Source organism: Stenotrophomonas sp. YJH_SMC_48-3 (assembly GCF_059369375.1).
In genome coordinates this window covers 94,991-111,637 of sequence record NZ_JCAFSQ010000007.1, presented here as the reverse complement: position 1 = coordinate 111,637, position 16,647 = coordinate 94,991, and the positions used below count along the sequence as shown (strand labels likewise).

Annotated in this window: 21 protein-coding genes; 17 read left to right on the top strand and 4 right to left on the bottom strand. The window is 65.9% G+C overall.

Going from position 1 to position 16,647, the window contains the following annotated elements; all coding sequences use genetic code 11:
• Positions 1-34: 34 nt before the first annotated feature.
• A complete protein-coding gene (locus tag AC5P65_RS12665) occupies positions 35-523 on the bottom strand; it encodes a hypothetical protein (RefSeq protein ID WP_146256785.1) in 489 nt (162 codons plus the stop codon).
• A gap of 238 nt (positions 524-761) precedes the next feature.
• On the opposite strand from AC5P65_RS12665, the gene AC5P65_RS12660 reads away from it, so the two are divergent.
• The 11 genes from AC5P65_RS12660 to AC5P65_RS12610 all read left to right on the top strand — a co-directional run bounded on the left by AC5P65_RS12660 (position 762) and on the right by AC5P65_RS12610 (position 12,228).
• Entirely contained in the window at positions 762-1,823 is a 1,062-nt protein-coding gene (locus AC5P65_RS12660) for a phage major capsid protein (protein WP_482984793.1), read from the top strand.
• Positions 1,824-1,870: 47 nt separating this feature from the next.
• Complete coding sequence (locus AC5P65_RS12655; protein ID WP_495215623.1) at positions 1,871-2,182, top strand: hypothetical protein; 312 nt, start codon at positions 1,871-1,873, stop codon at positions 2,180-2,182.
• Positions 2,182-2,712 (top strand): hypothetical protein, encoded by a 531-nt coding sequence (locus tag AC5P65_RS12650; RefSeq protein ID WP_495215622.1) that lies wholly within the window; start codon positions 2,182-2,184, stop codon positions 2,710-2,712. Before AC5P65_RS12655 ends, AC5P65_RS12650 begins: the two co-directional genes overlap by 1 nt.
• 69 nt (positions 2,713-2,781) lie before the next feature.
• Positions 2,782-4,194, top strand: coding sequence for a phage adaptor protein (locus AC5P65_RS12645; RefSeq protein ID WP_495215621.1), 1,413 nt, complete (start codon positions 2,782-2,784; stop codon positions 4,192-4,194).
• Positions 4,194-6,674, top strand: coding sequence for a hypothetical protein (locus AC5P65_RS12640; RefSeq protein WP_495215620.1), 2,481 nt, complete (start codon positions 4,194-4,196; stop codon positions 6,672-6,674). Before AC5P65_RS12645 ends, AC5P65_RS12640 begins: the two co-directional genes overlap by 1 nt.
• A gap of 94 nt (positions 6,675-6,768) precedes the next feature.
• Positions 6,769-7,221, top strand: coding sequence for a hypothetical protein (locus AC5P65_RS12635; protein ID WP_495215619.1), 453 nt, complete (start codon positions 6,769-6,771; stop codon positions 7,219-7,221).
• Positions 7,221-7,835: a hypothetical protein gene (locus AC5P65_RS12630; RefSeq protein WP_111097957.1), complete on the top strand. Its 615-nt coding sequence runs from the start codon at positions 7,221-7,223 to the stop codon at positions 7,833-7,835. Before AC5P65_RS12635 ends, AC5P65_RS12630 begins: the two co-directional genes overlap by 1 nt.
• Positions 7,832-8,269: a hypothetical protein gene (locus AC5P65_RS12625; RefSeq protein WP_495215618.1), complete on the top strand. Its 438-nt coding sequence runs from the start codon at positions 7,832-7,834 to the stop codon at positions 8,267-8,269. Before AC5P65_RS12630 ends, AC5P65_RS12625 begins: the two co-directional genes overlap by 4 nt.
• A complete protein-coding gene (locus AC5P65_RS12620) occupies positions 8,266-8,922 on the top strand; it encodes a hypothetical protein (RefSeq protein ID WP_495215617.1) in 657 nt (218 codons plus the stop codon). Before AC5P65_RS12625 ends, AC5P65_RS12620 begins: the two co-directional genes overlap by 4 nt.
• 1 nt (position 8,923) lies before the next feature.
• Positions 8,924-10,093: a hypothetical protein gene (locus AC5P65_RS12615; protein ID WP_495215616.1), complete on the top strand. Its 1,170-nt coding sequence runs from the start codon at positions 8,924-8,926 to the stop codon at positions 10,091-10,093.
• On the top strand, positions 10,093-12,228 hold the full coding sequence (locus AC5P65_RS12610) for a hypothetical protein (protein ID WP_495215615.1): 2,136 nt from the start codon (positions 10,093-10,095) through the stop codon (positions 12,226-12,228). The genes AC5P65_RS12615 and AC5P65_RS12610 overlap by 1 nt, the downstream gene beginning before the upstream one ends.
• Before the next feature lie 145 nt (positions 12,229-12,373).
• On the opposite strand, the gene AC5P65_RS12605 is transcribed toward AC5P65_RS12610, so the two are convergent.
• The 3 genes from AC5P65_RS12605 to AC5P65_RS12595 form a co-directional block, all read right to left on the bottom strand.
• Entirely contained in the window at positions 12,374-12,748 is a 375-nt protein-coding gene (locus AC5P65_RS12605) for a hypothetical protein (protein WP_134730550.1), read from the bottom strand.
• A 94-nt stretch (positions 12,749-12,842) separates the two neighbouring features.
• Positions 12,843-13,064 (bottom strand): hypothetical protein, encoded by a 222-nt coding sequence (locus tag AC5P65_RS12600; protein ID WP_495215614.1) that lies wholly within the window; start codon positions 13,062-13,064, stop codon positions 12,843-12,845.
• 244 nt (positions 13,065-13,308) lie between these two features.
• Entirely contained in the window at positions 13,309-13,788 is a 480-nt protein-coding gene (locus AC5P65_RS12595) for a hypothetical protein (protein WP_495215613.1), read from the bottom strand.
• Between the two features lie 124 nt (positions 13,789-13,912).
• Here AC5P65_RS12595 and AC5P65_RS12590 point away from each other — a divergent pair, with 124 nt between their 5' ends.
• The 6 genes from AC5P65_RS12590 to AC5P65_RS12565 are packed head-to-tail and all read left to right on the top strand — an operon-like array spanning position 13,913 to position 16,642.
• Entirely contained in the window at positions 13,913-14,404 is a 492-nt protein-coding gene (locus tag AC5P65_RS12590; RefSeq protein ID WP_279920434.1) for a glycoside hydrolase family 24 protein, read from the top strand.
• The gene (locus AC5P65_RS12585; RefSeq protein ID WP_100446478.1) at positions 14,401-14,718 is read left to right on the top strand and encodes a hypothetical protein; all 318 of its coding nucleotides are present in this window, start codon (positions 14,401-14,403) and stop codon (positions 14,716-14,718) included. Before AC5P65_RS12590 ends, AC5P65_RS12585 begins: the two co-directional genes overlap by 4 nt.
• The gene (locus tag AC5P65_RS12580) at positions 14,715-14,939 is read left to right on the top strand and encodes a DUF7940 domain-containing protein (protein WP_495215612.1); all 225 of its coding nucleotides are present in this window, start codon (positions 14,715-14,717) and stop codon (positions 14,937-14,939) included. Before AC5P65_RS12585 ends, AC5P65_RS12580 begins: the two co-directional genes overlap by 4 nt.
• A complete protein-coding gene (locus AC5P65_RS12575; protein ID WP_495215611.1) occupies positions 14,926-15,360 on the top strand; it encodes a hypothetical protein in 435 nt (144 codons plus the stop codon). Before AC5P65_RS12580 ends, AC5P65_RS12575 begins: the two co-directional genes overlap by 14 nt.
• On the top strand, positions 15,336-15,611 hold the full coding sequence (lysC, locus tag AC5P65_RS12570; RefSeq protein WP_134730541.1) for an Rz1-like lysis system protein LysC: 276 nt from the start codon (positions 15,336-15,338) through the stop codon (positions 15,609-15,611). The genes AC5P65_RS12575 and lysC overlap by 25 nt, the downstream gene beginning before the upstream one ends.
• Positions 15,608-16,642 carry a hypothetical protein gene (locus AC5P65_RS12565; protein ID WP_495215610.1) on the top strand — a complete coding sequence of 345 codons (1,035 nt, stop codon included), beginning with the start codon at positions 15,608-15,610 and terminating at the stop codon, positions 16,640-16,642. The genes lysC and AC5P65_RS12565 overlap by 4 nt, the downstream gene beginning before the upstream one ends.
• Positions 16,643-16,647 lie beyond the last annotated feature (5 nt).

The window sequence follows — 16,647 nt, the reverse complement described above, 5'->3', positions numbered from 1 at the left end:
GGAGAAGGGGCCTTTCGGCCCCTTCTCTTCTGGATCAGTAGATTCGCGGCACCGAAACCACTTCGAACAATGGCTGGTCGCCGATGTCATCGCCATCCGGCCCGACCATCCATCCAGACCACTGGGTGAAGCGACGGCGCGAATCGCTGAGACCACTTCCATTCGACTGGGTACCGTCCAAGCCAAAGAACCTGTCGCCTTGGCCGTACTGGGCGTAGAGGTAGGGCTTGTCGCCCAGTACCAATGCGGCGTTCCAGTTTCCGCGTTGGCCATCGACGGTTTCAGAAATCCATTCGATGCGCGCCTCCACCCTCCATCCGCCGCCGATGTAGGTCGAAACGCCGGCCGGGTTGGGGAGAAACAGCCCTACCAAATCGCCAGTGAGCTGCACGGCGGACATGTACCCGCCTTGGCCCTGGTTTGCATCAACTGAGAGAAACCAATTGCCGTCCTTCAAATAGAAATGACCGGCGGGAACCTCGCGTGCTTCAGCAGCGAAAAATGCTTCTGCGGGAAAAATCATTCCATTGCCCCTGTTTTTGGATAGCCGGCTTGCCCCGGCTCGCCGAGTGTACCGCCAGCGCCCATTGACGGGTCCACCAGCGCTGGCATCTTGACCACCGAGCGGCACACCAGCCGCCCCGCGTGTGACGTAAGCCGGGTTCGCCGCCGGTAGCGCTGTAACGAGCCTCGCGCCCTCGGAACGCGGAAAGACCCTCAGCCCTTGCGGGCTGGCCATCTTTCCTTCCGAGGCCATTCCCATGCCGCTTACCGCTGCGCAACTGCTGTCTGGTGCCAATACCCAGCTGCAGTCCTACGCCACCAACGACCCGATCGATCAGTTCACCACCCAGCGCCCGCTTGCCAACTGGCTGATCCAGAACCGCCAGGATTCGATCTTCGGCAACGGCGTCTTCAACGAGAAGATCCGCTACACCAACGACTCGAACTACCAGAACTACACCGGTGACGACCAAGTCACCTACAACCGCAAGAAGACCGTGCGCCTGGCCCCGTTCCAGGCCTACGAGGCCTTCGACGGCTTCACCCTCAACGAAACCGAGCTGGCCAACAACGGAATCATCCTCACCGATGACCGCAATGCGGTGATGACCGAGGCCGAGAAGATCCAGATCGTCAACATCCTGGACGAGAACTGGACCACCCTGAAGGACGGTTTCCAGGAGAACTGGGACATCGAAGTGCACCTGGACGGCGCAACCAACCCGAAGGCTGTTCCGGGTCTGGACGCGCTGGTCAGCACCACCCCGACCGTGGGCACCGTCGGCGGCATCGATCGCGCGGCCACGCCGTACTGGCGCAACTGGGCCGACATCGGCATCAGCACCGGTACCGCCGGCAACCTGATCTCGCACCTGGAAACCCTGTGGCGCAAGTCCATCGCCTACGGCAAGTTGGGTGCGCCCGACTTCATCGTGGTCGGCTCGGACATGTACGACGCCATCCAAGCGGACGCGCTGAAGGTCATGAGCCGCCAGATCACCATGGGCACCTCGGCCACCGGTGGCGTCACCCTCGATCCGTCCACCAAGGCCCTGGCCTTCAAGGGCGTGCCGGTGGTGTGGGATCCGACCTTCGACGCCCTGGACGACCTGCTGGGCACCATCGCGGTGCCGTGGAAGAAGCGCGGCTACTTCCTCAACAGCAAGTCGCTGAAGCTGCGCCCGGTGAAGGGCCGCTGGATGGTCCGCCGTACGCCGCCGCGCGTGTACGACCGCCACACCCACTACTTCGGCATGACGGCCCACTACGGCCTGACGCTGAAGAAGGGCAACAGCAACGCGGTCTTCTCGATCGCCTGACCCCACGCAACGCCGGCGGGGGCATACCTCGCCGGCAGGAGAACGAAATGCCGAACGTGAAGACGCTCCCGACCGGGGGCACCATCGTCAAGCTCAACAAGACCCCGCTGCTGGGCGGCTGGGGCCGCGAGGGCCTGGCCAACCTGGGCGGCAACACCGCCGTGACCACTGGCGTGCTGCTGCAGGGCCACGAAGCCCCGGCCGACGGCAGCACTCCGGCCGCTGGCAGCTCGGGCTGGTTCACCGTGCTGAGCGCGGCCGCCAACCTGGCGCCGGTGGTCGAGATTGCCGACCTTCCGGACTTCATCCGCACTGGCACCGCCGCGACGGCGCTGATCACCCTGGAGGGCGTGCAGTAATGGCCAAGACCGTATCCCTGCTGTTGCTGACGCTGGTCATCGACCGCGACGCAACCACCAAGCTGCCGGTGCAGATCTTCGACTACGAGCTGCCGATCGTGGAAGAGCTGTATCCGCCGGAATCCATCAGCGAATCGAAGCGCGAGGCCATCGAGGTCAGCAACTTCGATATGGCAGAAGTGTTCGCCGGCCTGCAGAACAAGTACGGCCGAACTGCCGAGGGTGCCGAGGCACTGAAGTTCGCCTACCGCAACGAGCGCGACTTCGCCAAGGCGGTTGCCTCCAGCATCGACGCGGCCAAGGACGAAGCCGAGCAGGTCGACCAGGACGACGAGGAAGAGGACGACCAGCCGACCGAGCTGGAAGCCCTCGCCGGCAAGACCGTCGCCGAGATCGAAGCCGAGCTGGTCAACCTGACCGACGAAGCCCTGCAGGAACTGGCCGAGATCGAGAAGGCCGGCAAGAACCGCAAGGGCGTGATCGACGCCATCAGCGCGGCGCTGGGCGACCAGGGCAGCGAAACCGTTTAAGTCCGCTGGCGGCGGGCTGGCGGCCGGCCGGGGCGACTCGGTCGGCCGTTTTTCTTTCTGGAGAACGATATGGGCGGCAACAACGCACCGATCATGGTCAACGGCGGCAACGTCTACGACAGCCCGCTGGGGTATGACGCGCCGATCAACTACGACACGGGGCAGGTGAACCTGTCGTCGCTGGGCGTGGAATGGACCCTGAAGAAGGCACGGCAGGAGGTCATCCGCCGGCTTGGCTTCGTGGTCGAGCCGGTGAAGGTGCAGCGCACGTTCGACCAGCTGAGGCAGACGGTATCGACGGCGCTTGGCTTCACCTACGTGGGCACGCCTGCGCCGCGCACGATGGCATCGCTGCGGCTGGACCTGCTGCGCCGGCTTGGCTTCTCCGCGCAGGCCACGGCAGACGCTTGGTCGCCGGGCGTGAAGGAGCTGCTGACCAACTTCCTTTCCGAAGCGCAGGTGGCGCTGCAGCACCAGTACCGGCTGAGCGTCAGCACGCCGCTGGCACCGTTCCATGACGACGCCGACGTGACCACGCTCGATCCCTGGGCCGTCTTCCTGCTGGCCCTGGCCAACGGTAAGGCCCACCACGGCCAGCAGGACGCGAAGGCCTATTACGACCAGCTGGGCGGCTACATCACCACGGTGGCCAAGTCTGCGGATGTGGACCAGATCATCAACACCGCGCAGGACTCACTGCTGCAGCGGTACGCCATGGATCGCTACAGCGACGGGAAGGCGCCGCTGGTCGAAGGCGACGACAAGACCCTGATCGACGGCGTGGCCGTGGAAATGCAGGCGATCGCCGATGCGAAGGCGAAGTACGGCCAGAAGGACGCCGAGGCCTACTACGGCCGCCTGCAGGAGATGGCGCAGCGCCGGCCATTCGACCTCGATGCGATGGTCGACAGCTTCATTCGTGACGCTCAGGACCAGCTGTACCAGCAGTACAAGGAACTGCGCACCGAGCGCTGGTGGACCATTCAGTGCGTGCCCGGCGCCAACCTGTACGACGTGCCGCTGGATCTGGACCAGTACCTGGACTTCCGGCGCATCACGTGGGCAGGCATTCAGGACGACGTGCAGTGGACGCCGCTGATCGAGGGCATCGACCCGGTGCTGTACACCAGCACCTCGCTGAGCAAGCCGGCCTATTACCGGATCACCGGCTGCATCGAGATTTTCCCGGCGCCCGACCGTGCCTACACGATCAAGATCCGTGGACACCTTGGGCTGAAGTGGCTCTCCGGTGACGACGACCTGCTGACTGTGAACAGCCGCGCGGTGTTCCTGCACGCGCTGGCGAATGCGAAGGCGCACTACAAGCAGCCCGACGCGGGCAACTACATGCAGCAGGCCCAGGCCTACGTGCGGCAGCTGATCGCCGGGTCCCATGGCACCCGGCGCTACATTCCCGGCACGCGGCAGATTCCGCCGGCGCGGCGCCCGATCCCCATTGGCGGCTGGCCGGAGGATTACTGATGCGCGCCACCTACCTGACCGCCGTAAAGGCCGGCATCACCCGCCTGCGCGACAAGGGCGGCGCATCGGAGGATGCGCTGTTCGACCTGCTCAATGGCTACGTGACCGCTGCCCGTACCATCCGCATGCGCCAGGCTGCACGTATCCAGCTGGACCTGCCGCCCGGGACGATCGGGCTGACTTCCTTCAAGGGAGCGTTTGTCGTGTACGCCGACCAGGTGATGCCGGCTGGCCCTGGCTACTCGGTGGTGGTGCTGAAGCACCCGAGCAACGGCGCGGCGACGCTGAAGGAGATCCACTACTCGCTGCCATACCTTGGGTTCCTGTACGTGGTGGCCGAGTTCTCCGACGGGTCGACCTATCACTACTGGCTGGAAGAGGGGAAGCCGTGGGCAGCCAACACCACCTACCTGCCGGGTGCGCTGGTCAGCCCGACCGCCCCGAACGGCCTGGCCTATTCGCTGGTCGACACCGGTGGTGGCCATGCCCCGTGGGAGGCCTACGCCGCGCGCACGGTCGGCAACGTGGTGGTGCCGTCTGCCAACAACGGCTTCAAGTACACGGTCAGCTCGGTGAGCGGAGCGAACGCGCGCTCCGGCGACACTGAGCCGCAGTGGCCAGGCATTACCGGCGGCACCGTGAACGAGGACGTTCCACTGGAGAACCCGCTGGGGAATGCCGGCAGCGGCACGGCCGGCGGCTCGGTGCCGCAGTGGACTGCTGCCAAGCAGGTAGCCAAGGGCGACCTGATCCGGCCGGTGAACCTGCCCAGCCCGACGGACACGGCGCCGATCAATGGCAACTTCACGGACGGCAATACCGGCTGGGATCTGGAAGGCGGTGCACAGATCGTTGCGGGCAAGCTGCAACTGCCGGGGCGCATCAGCGACGGCGCCGCGGTGAACAAGGCGCGTTTTGTGGTCGCTGATGGTGCATCGCTCACGGCGAACTGCCTGATTGAGCAAGGACCGGCCAAGGCCGGCGCCACGCGCGGCTGGGTGGAGGTCCGGTGGTACGACAAGGACGACGTGATGATCTCCTACGCGCAGGGGAACATTGTCAGCAGCGATGCAGCGATCTCCACTGCCGTCTCGCAGAAGCCCAGCGGCGCGGCATATGCCAGGGCCGTCGTCGCGCTGTGGTCGGTGGGTGACCACGACCACCTGACCTACGCCGACAATCTCACTGTCAGTGGAGCGGTGAACGGTCTCCCTGCTGGCCTGGTGTATCGCGCCGTGCAGGATGTGGTAGCTCATACCGGTGCCTCGGAACCGGCCTGGCCGAACATCTTGGGCAAGCGCGTGGTCGATGGCGGGGTGACCTGGGAAGCTGTCGCGGTCACCCGCGTGACCTGGACGGCCTCTCCGCTGTACGTCAGCGGCGGCAGTGAGCCAGCATGGCCGACCAGCGTGGGCGGCACCGTCGCGGATGGCAGCGTGACGTGGCAAGCCGTGAGCCGACGCGTGGAGGACCCGAACTGCCCGAACAGCAAGGTGGTGCTGATCGGTGCCTCGAAGGTCTTCGCCGGCGATGGCGACACCGTGCCCTACAGCGCCACCGTGGCGCCGAAGGATTGGAGTAGCGCCAACGATGCAGGGTTCCTCCCCACCGGCCTGCAGAACTACGGCGCGAACCCAGTGGCAGCGATGGGGCTCTATCGCGGCAACCTGACCGTCTTCAACGCCGAGGCATTTCAGCTGTGGCAGATCGATGAAGACCCGGCCAGCATGTCGCTGCTCGACGCGCTGCCGGTGGGTAGCACCCAGCACCGCGCCATCGCAGCTGTGGGCAACGACCTGCTGTTCCTGGCCAGCCAGGGCGTGCGCAGCGTGGGCATCGCTGCCAGCAGCACCAACTTCCAGGCTGGCGACGTGGGCATGCCGATCGACCCGCTGGTGCAGGCGTGGCTGGCCCAGCCTTCGGTGGTGCCGCGCGGACTGTACTTCCCGGCCGCCGGCCAGTACTGGCTGATGTTCGCGAAGGACGGGCAGACAGAGGTGTTCGTCTACACCATGACGCAGATCGGACAGGTCGGCGCGTGGTCGCGATATATCTTCCCGTTCGAGGTGCACACCTGGGCCATCCAGGGCGACGCACTCTATCTGCGTTCGGCCAACCGCATCTATCGCATGGTGGACGGTGCGATCGGGGACGAGCTCTCCCCAGGCGTGTTCACCCCGTTCCAAGGCGTCATCCAGTGGCCGTGGCTGGACTTCGGCCCGGCGGGCGTCACGAAGATGCTGTACGGGTTCGAGGTGGTCGGGCGGGGCAAGGTCGGCATTCAGATCGGTTTCGACCAGACCAACGGCGGGGCGTTCACCCCTGCATACCAGGTCGATCCGGACACGCTCACCGGTGGCCCGGTGCCAATGTCGATGGCGGCGCCAACGTTTGCGGTGCGGCTGGTCTACGACGGCACCGAGGCGTGGCAGTGGAATGCCTTCGGCCTTTATGTGCAGGACTTCCGCCCGATGGCGTGACCATTGATCAAGGGGGGTAGGAAGTCAGCATTTCGGCATGATTTCCCCCCGTCTCCCGCGCAATGTTGTGCCCTGTCGGCCACTCCACCTGGTGGTGCTGGCCGACATCCTTCGGCACGAAGAGCAGCGCCAGTTCCGGGCCGTCTTGGGCGGCACCGCCTACAGCCCCGACACCACGGCACACGCGCTGGTGAATGCATGGGCCACCTCTTCCCCGTATGCCCTCACTGTCCTGCGCGCCGATGGCACGCCGGCTGCCGCTGGTGGATTCGAGCCGGTCGGCCCGGGGATCTGGCAATCGTGGATGGTTGGCACGGAACAGGGCTGGGCCGAGCAGTGGCGCGCCATGACGAAGGCCAGTCGCTGGCTGATCGACCAGCTGTTTGCAGCCGGAGCGCGGCGGCTGCAGGTGAACGCTCTGGCTGACCGCTTGGCAGCCATCGAGTGGTTCGAACGATCGCTGGGGATGCAGGACGACGGTGTCTGGAGCGGGCAGGGCGCCAACGGCGAGGACATCGCTCACTTTTCACGCATGCGAGGTGCCTGATGGGCGGCAGTAGCGGAAGCAAGGCGGCCAACGCCGCGGCACAGACCGAGGCATGGCGAACCTCGAACATCAATCGCGCCACCGACCAGGTGAACCGGCTCTACAGCGCACCCTCGCGGCAGGCCGGTTACGACGACTTCCTGGGCGCCACTCGGGATTTCTACGGCGGCGAGCTCGGTCGGCAGAAGGAGCAGGCAGACCGAAGCCTGAAGTTCGCGATGGCCCGCAGTGGCCTCGCCGGCGGATCTGCGGCCGTAGACGCCAATCGCCGCCTGGGCGAGGACTATCAGCGCGGCGTGCTGGATGCCGAGCGCCTGGCGCAGGGAGCGCTGGCCGACCTGAAGGCATCGGACGAGACCTCACGCCAGAACCTGCTGTCGCAGGTCGCCGGCGGCATGAGCCTGACCAGCGGCGCCACGCAGTCGGCGCAGGCGCTGCAGGGCAACCTGCAGGCCGCGCAGGGCCGGCTGCGGGCTGATTCGCTGGGCGAGATCTTCGGTGGCCTGGCTGACGTGTACACCCGCAGCCGCGAGGCAGCTGCAGATCGCAGGGGCTTCCGGGACGTCTACAACACGCTGTACCAGCCCGGCTTCGGCTACGGCGGTGCACGATGAGCGCGATGCCTGACGTGATCAGCACCATGGCACGGCTGGTGAGCCAGCCTTCGCTGGCTGACATCGTGCAGCTGCAGGACCTGTGCGCGCAGCTGCCGCAGGCAGATATGCCGGTGGAGCACACTTTCCTCCCCGGCCAGTACCTGCGCCGTATGTCGATGCCAGCCGGCGCGCTGGTGGTGGGGAAGCGGCACCGCTTCCGGCATGCCCTAATTGTCTCCGGCCACGTCACCCTGCGCACCGCCGACGGCATGGTCGAGCTACAAGGCTTCCACGTCATCGACTCGCCGCCGGGCATGAAGCGCGCCATCTACGCGCACGCGCCGAGCGAACTGGTAACTGTCCACCTCACGGACGAAACGGATCTGGATCGGATCGAGGCGCTGGTGATCATGCCCGACGACGAGCCGCTGGAATTGGAGGCACAGCCATGACGTGGGTCGCAACGGCCATCGCGGTGATCGGCGCCGCAACGCAGCAGTACACGCAGCACCAGGCCGCCAAGAAGGCTGACAACCAGGCGGCGAACCGGATCTACCAGCAGGCGGCCAATCAGGAGCGGGCCGATTATGCGGTGAACCAGCTGCTGACCAAGCGCGCAACCGACGAGGGCAGCGCCGAGCGGGCCAATGTCACCCGCAGCCTGATGGACCAGTCGCAGGCCGCGCAGATGGCGGCAAGCCGGGGCCTGAATCAGGGTGGCGCAGTCAGTGACGCATATCGAACTTCGGCCAATGATGCCGCGCTGGGGATCAGCGATTACGGCCAGCGCGCAGCCGGCCTGATGGCCCGAATCGACGCGCCACAGCAGCAGCGCAGGCGCGAGGCGCTACAGAGTGGGAATCTCGCATCGCAGCTGGGCCTGATTGGGCGCGAGGCGGCCAGCGATGACTTCCTGGCACAGCTCCGGCTGCAGGCCATTCGGCCCGACCCGTGGCTGACCGCCGCTGGCCAGATCGCCCAGGGCATCGGTAGCGGCATGGCAGCGCGTGGTGGTGCTGCGCCCAAGACCAATGCAGGCGCTACGGCCAACTTCGGCAACCAGGCCGGCACCTGGTACCAGAATTCGAACCTGTGGGGACGCTGAGATGGCGACGAACGGATGGGCCTCTCTGGGCCAGGCATTTGCAGGCGGCGGCGCGGTGCAGGAGCGGGCGTATCAGGCTGGCCAGACGCGCGCCGCACAGCTGGCCACGCTACTGGCTGGTGCGCAGATCAAGCGCGACGAGGCGATGGCGCGCGACCAGTTCCAGGCCAGCCTTGCAGATGCCGGGTATGCGCCTGAGCAGGCCAGCGTGCTTTCCAATGCACTCCGGGCCGGCTTCAACCCGACCCAGATCAGCGGATACCGCGGCGACTTGCAGGAGCAGGATTTCCGCCAAGGCGCGGTAGCCCGATCGCTTGCCGGTGACTTCGGCGGCGGCAACGCCTACCTGATGGGCGTGGCGAACGGCCCCGTCGAGCTGGCCGCCATCCAGGGCCAGAACCTGATCAACAACCGATTGCTGCCCGGCGGCGGTGGCGTCAGTACCACCGAGCAGGGGCGCGCCGGAATGCTGGCTGATGCCGCTCGCGCACGCGCCTCGGATGCCAGCGCCGCGAGCTCATTCGCATCTGCGGCGCGCACCCGCCAGGCCATGGGCATCGACGGCGCCCAGTTCGCGCTGCAGCGTGCTGGCCAGTGGAACCCAGGTGGCAAGAACGCCGGCGGCAGCTCACCACTGCCTGTGTCGGCTCTGAAGGAGCTGCTGGGAGTGGAGGATGCCTTGGGTGGCACGCAGGTGCTGGCCGACATCATCAGCAAGAACGCTCAGCGCCTCGCAGATGGATCGCTGCGGGTCAGTCCAACCAGTTCGTTGCTGGCGCGCGGCCGCACGTTTGCTGGTATCGCTACACCCGGCGACGTGAACTACAACGAATGGCAGGCCGACCTGACCAAGATCGTCAACGAGTCCCTGCGCCTCAACAAGGGCGTGCAGACCGAGGGCGATGCGCAGCGCGCAGCCAATGAGCTCATGAGCGCCAACGATCCGGCCACCGCGGCGGCGGCGCTGAAGCGCCTGGCAGGTTTCAACCAGCAGGCGGTCGAGCTGCAGCAGCGCAAGGCTGCGCTGATCAACGGCAACTACGGCCGCAGTGCCAGCCCCGGCGCAATGCCCAGCGCCGTAGAGGCTTTCGGCGGTGGCGCTGCACCAGCACCGGTACCGGCCGTTCCGGCGCGCCGTCGCTTCAACCCGGCCACCGGGAGGATCGAGTAATGCCGATCGAAGTTGAGCTGCCTGATGGGAGCATCGCCGAGTTTCCAGACGGCATGCCTGACGACCAGATCAATGCAGTGCTGCAGCGACAGTTCGGCGAGGGGCAGATGCCCGTCACCGATCTTCCAGCGGTGCAGGCGCTGCCGCCGGACTTTTCCGAGGTCACCTCTACCGTCGACAGCACGGCGGCCGGCCGCCAGGCCGATGGGTGGCGCGCTGGCCCACTGAGGGATGCGGCGTTCAGCCTGCGCTCGGTGCTGCAGGGAGGCGGCAGCCTGCTGGGCGCCCTCGGCGGCGATGCCCTGGGCGCATTGGAAACGAAGATCACCGGCCGTCCCGTGACCAGCTTCCGGGACAATGCTGCGCGCTTGGCTGATGTGCTGGGCCTGCCACAGGCGCAGACTGCCGGCGACCGCGTGCTGGGCGATGTCGGCGAAGCGCTGACCGGTACCGCACTGACGCTTGGCGGCGGTGCAGCCCTCAATGCAGGGCGTGCGGTGGCACCCACGCTGACTTCAGCTGCACCGACGCCCACGGCAGTACCTGGTCTTGCCGAGCGCGCTGGAGAATTCCTCACTGCTCAGCCAGTGCTTCAGGCGATCAGCACGATCGGCAGTTCTGGTGCGGCAGGCCTGGCCCGGGAAAGCGGTGCAGGTCCAGCTGGACAGTTGGCGGCCGCGCTCGCCGGTGGTATCGGCCCGGCGGCTCTCATGCAGGGCGGCGCTGCAGCAGTCCGAGGTGCCGTGCGTGGCCGGTCCGGTGAGGCCATGCGGAATTCCATCGCCGACTTCGAAGCGCTGGGCACGACCCCATCCGTCGGCCAGGCATCGGGTAACACCAACCTGCAGGGCGTGGAGAACCTGCTGGCGGGCGCGCCGACCAGCTCGGGCGTGATGCGCCGTTTCGCCGAAGGGCAGGGTAACGACATCGCCAAGAACCTCGGGGAGCGGTCTCGCGCACTGGCGGCAGACCCCACCCGACAGAACGCTGGCATGGCCATCGAGAAGGGTGTCGCAGCCTTAAAGGGCGACGTCACTGCACGCCGCCGGGCGCTGTATGACGCCGTCGACCAGCTGGTGCCGTCGGATACCCCAGTGCGCTTGGACCGGACCAATGCCGAGCTGGCACGGCTGACTGCGGTCGATCCCGGCGCGCCGGCGTCCGCCGCGTCGATGATCCCGGACGAGGTCACGCAGTTGGCGCGCAACATCGCCTCGGACCTGGGCGAAGGTGGCACTGCGCTGCCCTACCAGACCTTCAAGGATCTGCGGTCGAACCTGGGCAACGGCCTGTTCGACTTCACGCTGACCCCTGACCGAGCTACTTCGCAGCTGCGCGGCGTGTACCGCGCCATGGGTGACGACATCGAGGCGGCTGTGCAGGCTCAGGGCGGCAAGGCCCCCGAGGCGCTGGCGCGCGCGAACGCCTACTTCAAGTCAACGCAGGAACAGTTGAAGCAGCTGGAGCGCGTGGTGAACAAGGCCGGCGGCCCGGAGAAGGTCTACAACGCCGTGATGGCCGGTGCTGGCGAAGGCGGCACCACGCTGAAGCGCGTGATGGAGGCTTTGCCGGATGATGGGAAGAAGTCGCTGACGGCCGCGGTGCTGAATCGCATGGGCCGCCCGACACCGGGCCAGGCCGGGTTGCCTGCCGAGCAGTTCAGCCCAGGCACGTTCATGACGAACTGGAGCAAGCTGTCCGACGAGGCACGGCGGGAGCTGTTCGGCCACTACGGCCCCGGGTTCGCCAAGGATATGGACCAGATCGCACGGGTGGCTGACAACATCAAAAGCGGATCGCAGGTGTTCGCCAATCCGAGCGGAACAGGCAATCGAGCCGCAGCCTACACCTATGGCGCCGCTCTGGTGGCATCGTTGATGGATGTCACAGGAACTACGACCGCCCAGTTGATCGGAGCAGGCCTGGGCGCGAATGGTGGAGCGAGGCTGCTGACCAACCCGCGTTTCGTGAAATGGCTGTCTCGGGCGACGACCGCGCCGGTGGGATCTGTGACCGGTTCGCTGGCTTCGCTCCGGAACATCGCGTCAAGCACAGGGGATGCAGAACTACAGGAAATTGCCGAGCAGCTTGGGAAGGCCCAGCAGGAATCCACCGACGCAGACGACGATCAGTAGGGCGCAGGCGAGTAATGCCAGCGCCAGCCAGCCGCCACCGCGGGACCCGGCCTCGTGCTTGCGCTCCCAGTCCTTGCGCCGGATCTCGCTCCAGGCCCTTTCTGGATGGAATTGCCCGGTGTCCTTGAATCGGTCTTCAATCATTTCAATCGGCCTTGTCCTGATGCTTGGGCGCGAAAATGAAAAGTCCAATGCGGTACGCAAATACAGGGAGACAAAGGAAGAGGTACCAGAGCAGCAATCCGATAACGATGATTTGGATTGAGTCACCTGGCGACATCGCCCGCCAGCTCATGTAAGCGTAATCCAACAGGCTCGTACCGCAATCCAGCTCAGAAACCTTCATCGCCCCGTACTTCAGCGACAGACAGGAAGCTCTTGGCTGGAGGACCCCAGCGTTCAAAACCCAGAGCGCCGTGAAAGCCACCCAAGCCCACGCCGCGACAAAGGCCAATCGGTGCCACCACTTCCCATTCAGCCACCTACTTGATGGGAAGAAGATGAATTTTAGGCTGTTCATGTGTCCGTCCTTGGATTGGCTGCGTTGGCCGAATGGTACCACCAGCCCCGGCCGGCCACTGCCAAAGGAAAGGCCCGGTTGCCCGGGCCTTGCGTCACTTCTTCTTTGCCGCGTCCAGATGCTGCTGCTGGATCTTTGGAAGCTTGGGGCGCCTTTCCTTCTCCACTTCCCCGAATGCTTTGGCGGCGATGAACGCGTACTCGGCCAAGCCCTCAAAATCAGCCGTTGAGGGGTCGTCCGCGATGGCGGCGCTAGCGGCGGCGGTGAAGATCTGACGCGCCAGTTCCTGTTCTGAGGACTGCTTGCTGTTGCTCATCACCATCTCCTTGGTTGGAGCCCGGATTCTAGCCCGCGCGCCGGTCCAAGCGTCCAGCGCCCATTGATGGGCCCGGGGCCGGGGGTAGGGTGGCCCCTACCGATCAACCCAGAGGCCGCCATGCTGTCAGCCGCCATTGTCGTCACCGAGAAAGCCATGTTCATCGAGTGGCCGGAATGTCCCGGCGACGAATTCACCGTTCCGCTGCATGCCGATGCCGTCATCCTGTTCCGGCGGGTGGCGTCTAACCCAGCATGTTTTGCAGCAGCGGAAGTGCTTTCTGCCAGTTGTCCAGACCAGCATCCACCAACTTCAGTACAAGGTGTTTGGTGGTCTCGCCGGGCAGCTCTCGAAGCTGATCAAGGAATCGCTGCTTATCGGGCGTAGGCAGATCCGAGCTGAGCACCTTGGCCTCGATGAGTGCCTTTAGCGTGTCGTCGTGAAGTTTGATCGTGACGACACCGAGGATTGCGCCCAATCCGCCATCGTCAGCCAGAAAATCCATACCTCGAGCGGTAATGGTTGCCTGCATGAGCATGTTTCCACGGTCCAAGCTGCCAAGCCATTGGCCCTTCACTAGACCGTGCTCATGCAAGTAGGCGATGTTCACGTTGGCCCTATTGAACTCACCCTGGGCCATCGTCCCTGCATCGACTGGCTCCGGGTAGCTCTCGGCCAAACGCTGGAGCAATTGCAGCTGGTATGCCCTGTCAAGTAGTTCCATCTGTCCGTCTCCGGTAGTGCTTGGGTTGGTTGGCGCCGCCAACTCTACCGGAGAACGGATTCCTCCCATTGATCGCCGCCCCCCAAAAGGCACCGTAGGCCCATCACTTCCGAGGGGGCCGACAGTGGCACGAATCACAGCACAGGAGGCGGGCGGGCAGAACGTCGTGGCGTTCCTGGACATGCTGGCCTGGTCCGAGGGGACCGATAACGGCCGGCAGCCGACCAAACAGCACGGCTACGACGTCCTGGTGGGCGGTGGCCTGTTCTCCGACCTCAGCAAGCACCCCGAGCGGCTGGTGCGGCTGAATTCCACGCTCAGCTCCACTGCTGCTGGCCGGTACCAGTTCCTGAAACGGACCTGGGCCACCTTGCAGGCGCGGCTGAAGCTGCCCGATTTCGGCCCGCTGAGCCAGGACAAGGGCTGCATCGAGCTGATCCGCGGCCGCCGCGCGCTCGATGCGGTGAAGGCTGGCCAGTTCGACCGTGCCGTGGCGTTGTGCGCCAAGGAGTGGGCCAGCCTGCCGGGCGCCAACTACGGCCAGCACGAACAGAGCCTGGAGAAGCTGCGGCAGATCTACAAGAAGGCCGGCGGCACTCTGGGTGGGGGCGTATGAGCATGGAAGCCCAGCCGAGCCAGGACGGCCGCACCCGCGTTTCCCTCGGCCCCGTGGAAAAGTGGTTCGTGACCGCTTTCGCCGGATTCATCGTTGCTGGCGGGTACTGGCTGATCAGCTCCATGCAGGCTGTGCTGACCCAGCAGCAGGTCACGAACCAGCAGATGGCCACCGTGCAGCAGCAGCTGCAGACCTTCAACACCCAGCTGGCCGACGTGCCGGCGCTGAAGCTCGAACTGGCCAAGCAGGCCGTGCAGGTCGAGCAGAACAAGGCCGACATCAAGGAGCTGAAGCAGCTCAGGGGGCTGAAATGAAGGTCGAGCTGATCTACGGGTGGCGCCGCGCGTGGAAGCTGGCCTCGGTGTGGGTGTTCGGCCTGGTGTGCCTGTTCCCGGATATGTACGACGCAATCGCCGCCATGGGCTGGATGGACGAGCTGCCCGAGCCGGCGAAGTGGTCGATCCGTGCGCTTGGCGCGGTCGGCGTGGTGGCCCGTGTGCTGAAGGCCAGGAGGCGCCCCGATGCAAATCCCTGACCCGATTCGGCCGTACGCAGACCTGATCCGCTGGGGCCTAGTGGTGGTGCTGGCCGCCGGCCTGTTCGTGGCCGGGTGCCAGCGAGGCGAGGACCGTCAGGCTGCGCATGATCGTGAGCAGATCGAGGCCGTGCAGCGACAGCTGGAAGGCGCGCGCGCCGAGGCTGCAGAGAACCTGCGTGCGGCCAACGCCGCCGGCGAACTGCTGCAGGAGGTAAACCGACAGACCCAGGCATCGATCGATGCTGCCGAGGCGGCGCGCAAGGCCTCGGACGCGGCGGCCCGCCGTGCTGAAGCGGCGGCGGCGGACGGTCAGCGCCGCGCCACTGCCGCCGAGAAGGCCCTGCAGGCCGCCAAGACCCAGCCCGCGTGCCGGGCACAACTGGAGCAGACCCTGTGCGATTCCATCCCGCTGCTTTGATCCTGCTGGTGCTGGCCGGCTGTGCCAGCGCGCCGCAGCGACCGGCCATTCCGGAAAAGGTGCTGGTACCCGTCGAGAAGCAGGTACCGGTCGACGCCCGCCTGACCAAGCCGTGCCCGGCCAAACGCGCCACGTCCCGCACGGTCGAGGCCGTGGTGGCCGCCTATAACGCCAACCTGGTGACGTTGCAGGACTGCGACAACCGCATGGGCGAGATCCGCAGCTTGGGCGAGGGGAAGACCCAGCCGTGAGCAAGGTCAAGCTCCAGGACAATCTCGGCCGTGTGGTGAATATCAACGCAGATGCCACCAAGGGCGCGATCGTGGGCGTCAATCTGTACGCGGCGGATGGCAAGACACTGATCGATCCTGCCCAACTCGGCGGCGGCAGCGGCAACAGCAGCACGCCTTGGGGCAACCTGACCGGCGTGCCCCGCAACATCGTTGCCTTGGCCCAGCTGTCGGGGATGGGCTATCCCGTGCTTGTGGGCCCGGCCGACTGGCGCATGCGCACCTTCCGCGCCGGTGGTGGCATCACCGTCGTCAACGGCAATGGCCGCGATGGCGATACCGTTGTTCGGCTGGAGGAAGTCGGCAACACCGAAGACGGCCAAGCGCTGGTGAAGATCACCCGGGACGTGTACGGCCGCGTCATCGCCACTGCGGCAGCAAGCACCGACGACCTGGCCGAGGGCGGCAGCAACCTGTACTTCACCGCCGCGCGTGCTGATTCACGGGCCGATGCGCGTATCACCGCGCAGAAGGGCGCCGCCAACGGCCTGGCGCCGCTGGACGCGGCCAGCAAGATCCCCACGCAGTACCTGCCGGCGCTGGCGATCACCTCCACCTTCGTGGTGAACAGCCAGGCCGCCCAACTGGCGCTGGTTGCGCAGGAGGGCGATGTTGCCGTGCGCACGGACCAGAGCCGCACCTACATCCAGAACGGCGGCAGCGCCGGCACCATGGCCGACTGGACGCTGCTCCAGACGCCGCCGGACCTGGTGCAATCCGTGAACGGTCAGACCGGCACCGTCTCGCTGGACGCCGCAGACGTGGACGCCACCCGTTCCGTGGTGGGCCTGCAGGGCGACGTGACCGCGACCGACATCGCCGACGCCCTCGGCCTTGGCAGTGCCGCCACGCACGCCGCCGCCGACTTCGTGGCCATCGCGTCGCTGGCCACCCTTCCCAATGCCGTTGACGACGCCGCCGCCGCTGCCGCTGGTGTGGCTGTCGGTGCGATGTACCGCAACGGTTCCGTCCTATGCGTCCGCATCTCCTGAGGTAG

Excerpts from the sequence above, each read along its gene's own strand:
- AC5P65_RS12600 (WP_495215614.1), bottom strand. The coding sequence starts at position 13,064 with ATGAGCAACAGCAAGCAGTCCTCAGAACAGGAACTGGCGCGTCAGATC.
- AC5P65_RS12650 (WP_495215622.1), top strand. The coding sequence starts at position 2,182 with ATGGCCAAGACCGTATCCCTGCTGTTGCTGACGCTGGTCATCGACCGC.
- AC5P65_RS12595 (WP_495215613.1), bottom strand. The coding sequence starts at position 13,788 with ATGGAACTACTTGACAGGGCATACCAGCTGCAATTGCTCCAGCGTTTG.
- AC5P65_RS12665 (WP_146256785.1), bottom strand. The coding sequence starts at position 523 with ATGATTTTTCCCGCAGAAGCATTTTTCGCTGCTGAAGCACGCGAGGTT.
- AC5P65_RS12630 (WP_111097957.1), top strand. The coding sequence starts at position 7,221 with ATGGGCGGCAGTAGCGGAAGCAAGGCGGCCAACGCCGCGGCACAGACC.
- AC5P65_RS12575 (WP_495215611.1), top strand. The coding sequence starts at position 14,926 with ATGCAAATCCCTGACCCGATTCGGCCGTACGCAGACCTGATCCGCTGG.
- AC5P65_RS12625 (WP_495215618.1), top strand. The coding sequence starts at position 7,832 with ATGAGCGCGATGCCTGACGTGATCAGCACCATGGCACGGCTGGTGAGC.
- AC5P65_RS12660 (WP_482984793.1), top strand. The coding sequence starts at position 762 with ATGCCGCTTACCGCTGCGCAACTGCTGTCTGGTGCCAATACCCAGCTG.
- AC5P65_RS12605 (WP_134730550.1), bottom strand. The coding sequence starts at position 12,748 with ATGAACAGCCTAAAATTCATCTTCTTCCCATCAAGTAGGTGGCTGAAT.
- AC5P65_RS12610 (WP_495215615.1), top strand. The coding sequence starts at position 10,093 with ATGCCGATCGAAGTTGAGCTGCCTGATGGGAGCATCGCCGAGTTTCCA.
- AC5P65_RS12615 (WP_495215616.1), top strand. The coding sequence starts at position 8,924 with ATGGCGACGAACGGATGGGCCTCTCTGGGCCAGGCATTTGCAGGCGGC.
- AC5P65_RS12645 (WP_495215621.1), top strand. The coding sequence starts at position 2,782 with ATGGGCGGCAACAACGCACCGATCATGGTCAACGGCGGCAACGTCTAC.
- AC5P65_RS12620 (WP_495215617.1), top strand. The coding sequence starts at position 8,266 with ATGACGTGGGTCGCAACGGCCATCGCGGTGATCGGCGCCGCAACGCAG.
- AC5P65_RS12655 (WP_495215623.1), top strand. The coding sequence starts at position 1,871 with ATGCCGAACGTGAAGACGCTCCCGACCGGGGGCACCATCGTCAAGCTC.
- AC5P65_RS12585 (WP_100446478.1), top strand. The coding sequence starts at position 14,401 with ATGAGCATGGAAGCCCAGCCGAGCCAGGACGGCCGCACCCGCGTTTCC.
- AC5P65_RS12640 (WP_495215620.1), top strand. The coding sequence starts at position 4,194 with ATGCGCGCCACCTACCTGACCGCCGTAAAGGCCGGCATCACCCGCCTG.
- AC5P65_RS12580 (WP_495215612.1), top strand. The coding sequence starts at position 14,715 with ATGAAGGTCGAGCTGATCTACGGGTGGCGCCGCGCGTGGAAGCTGGCC.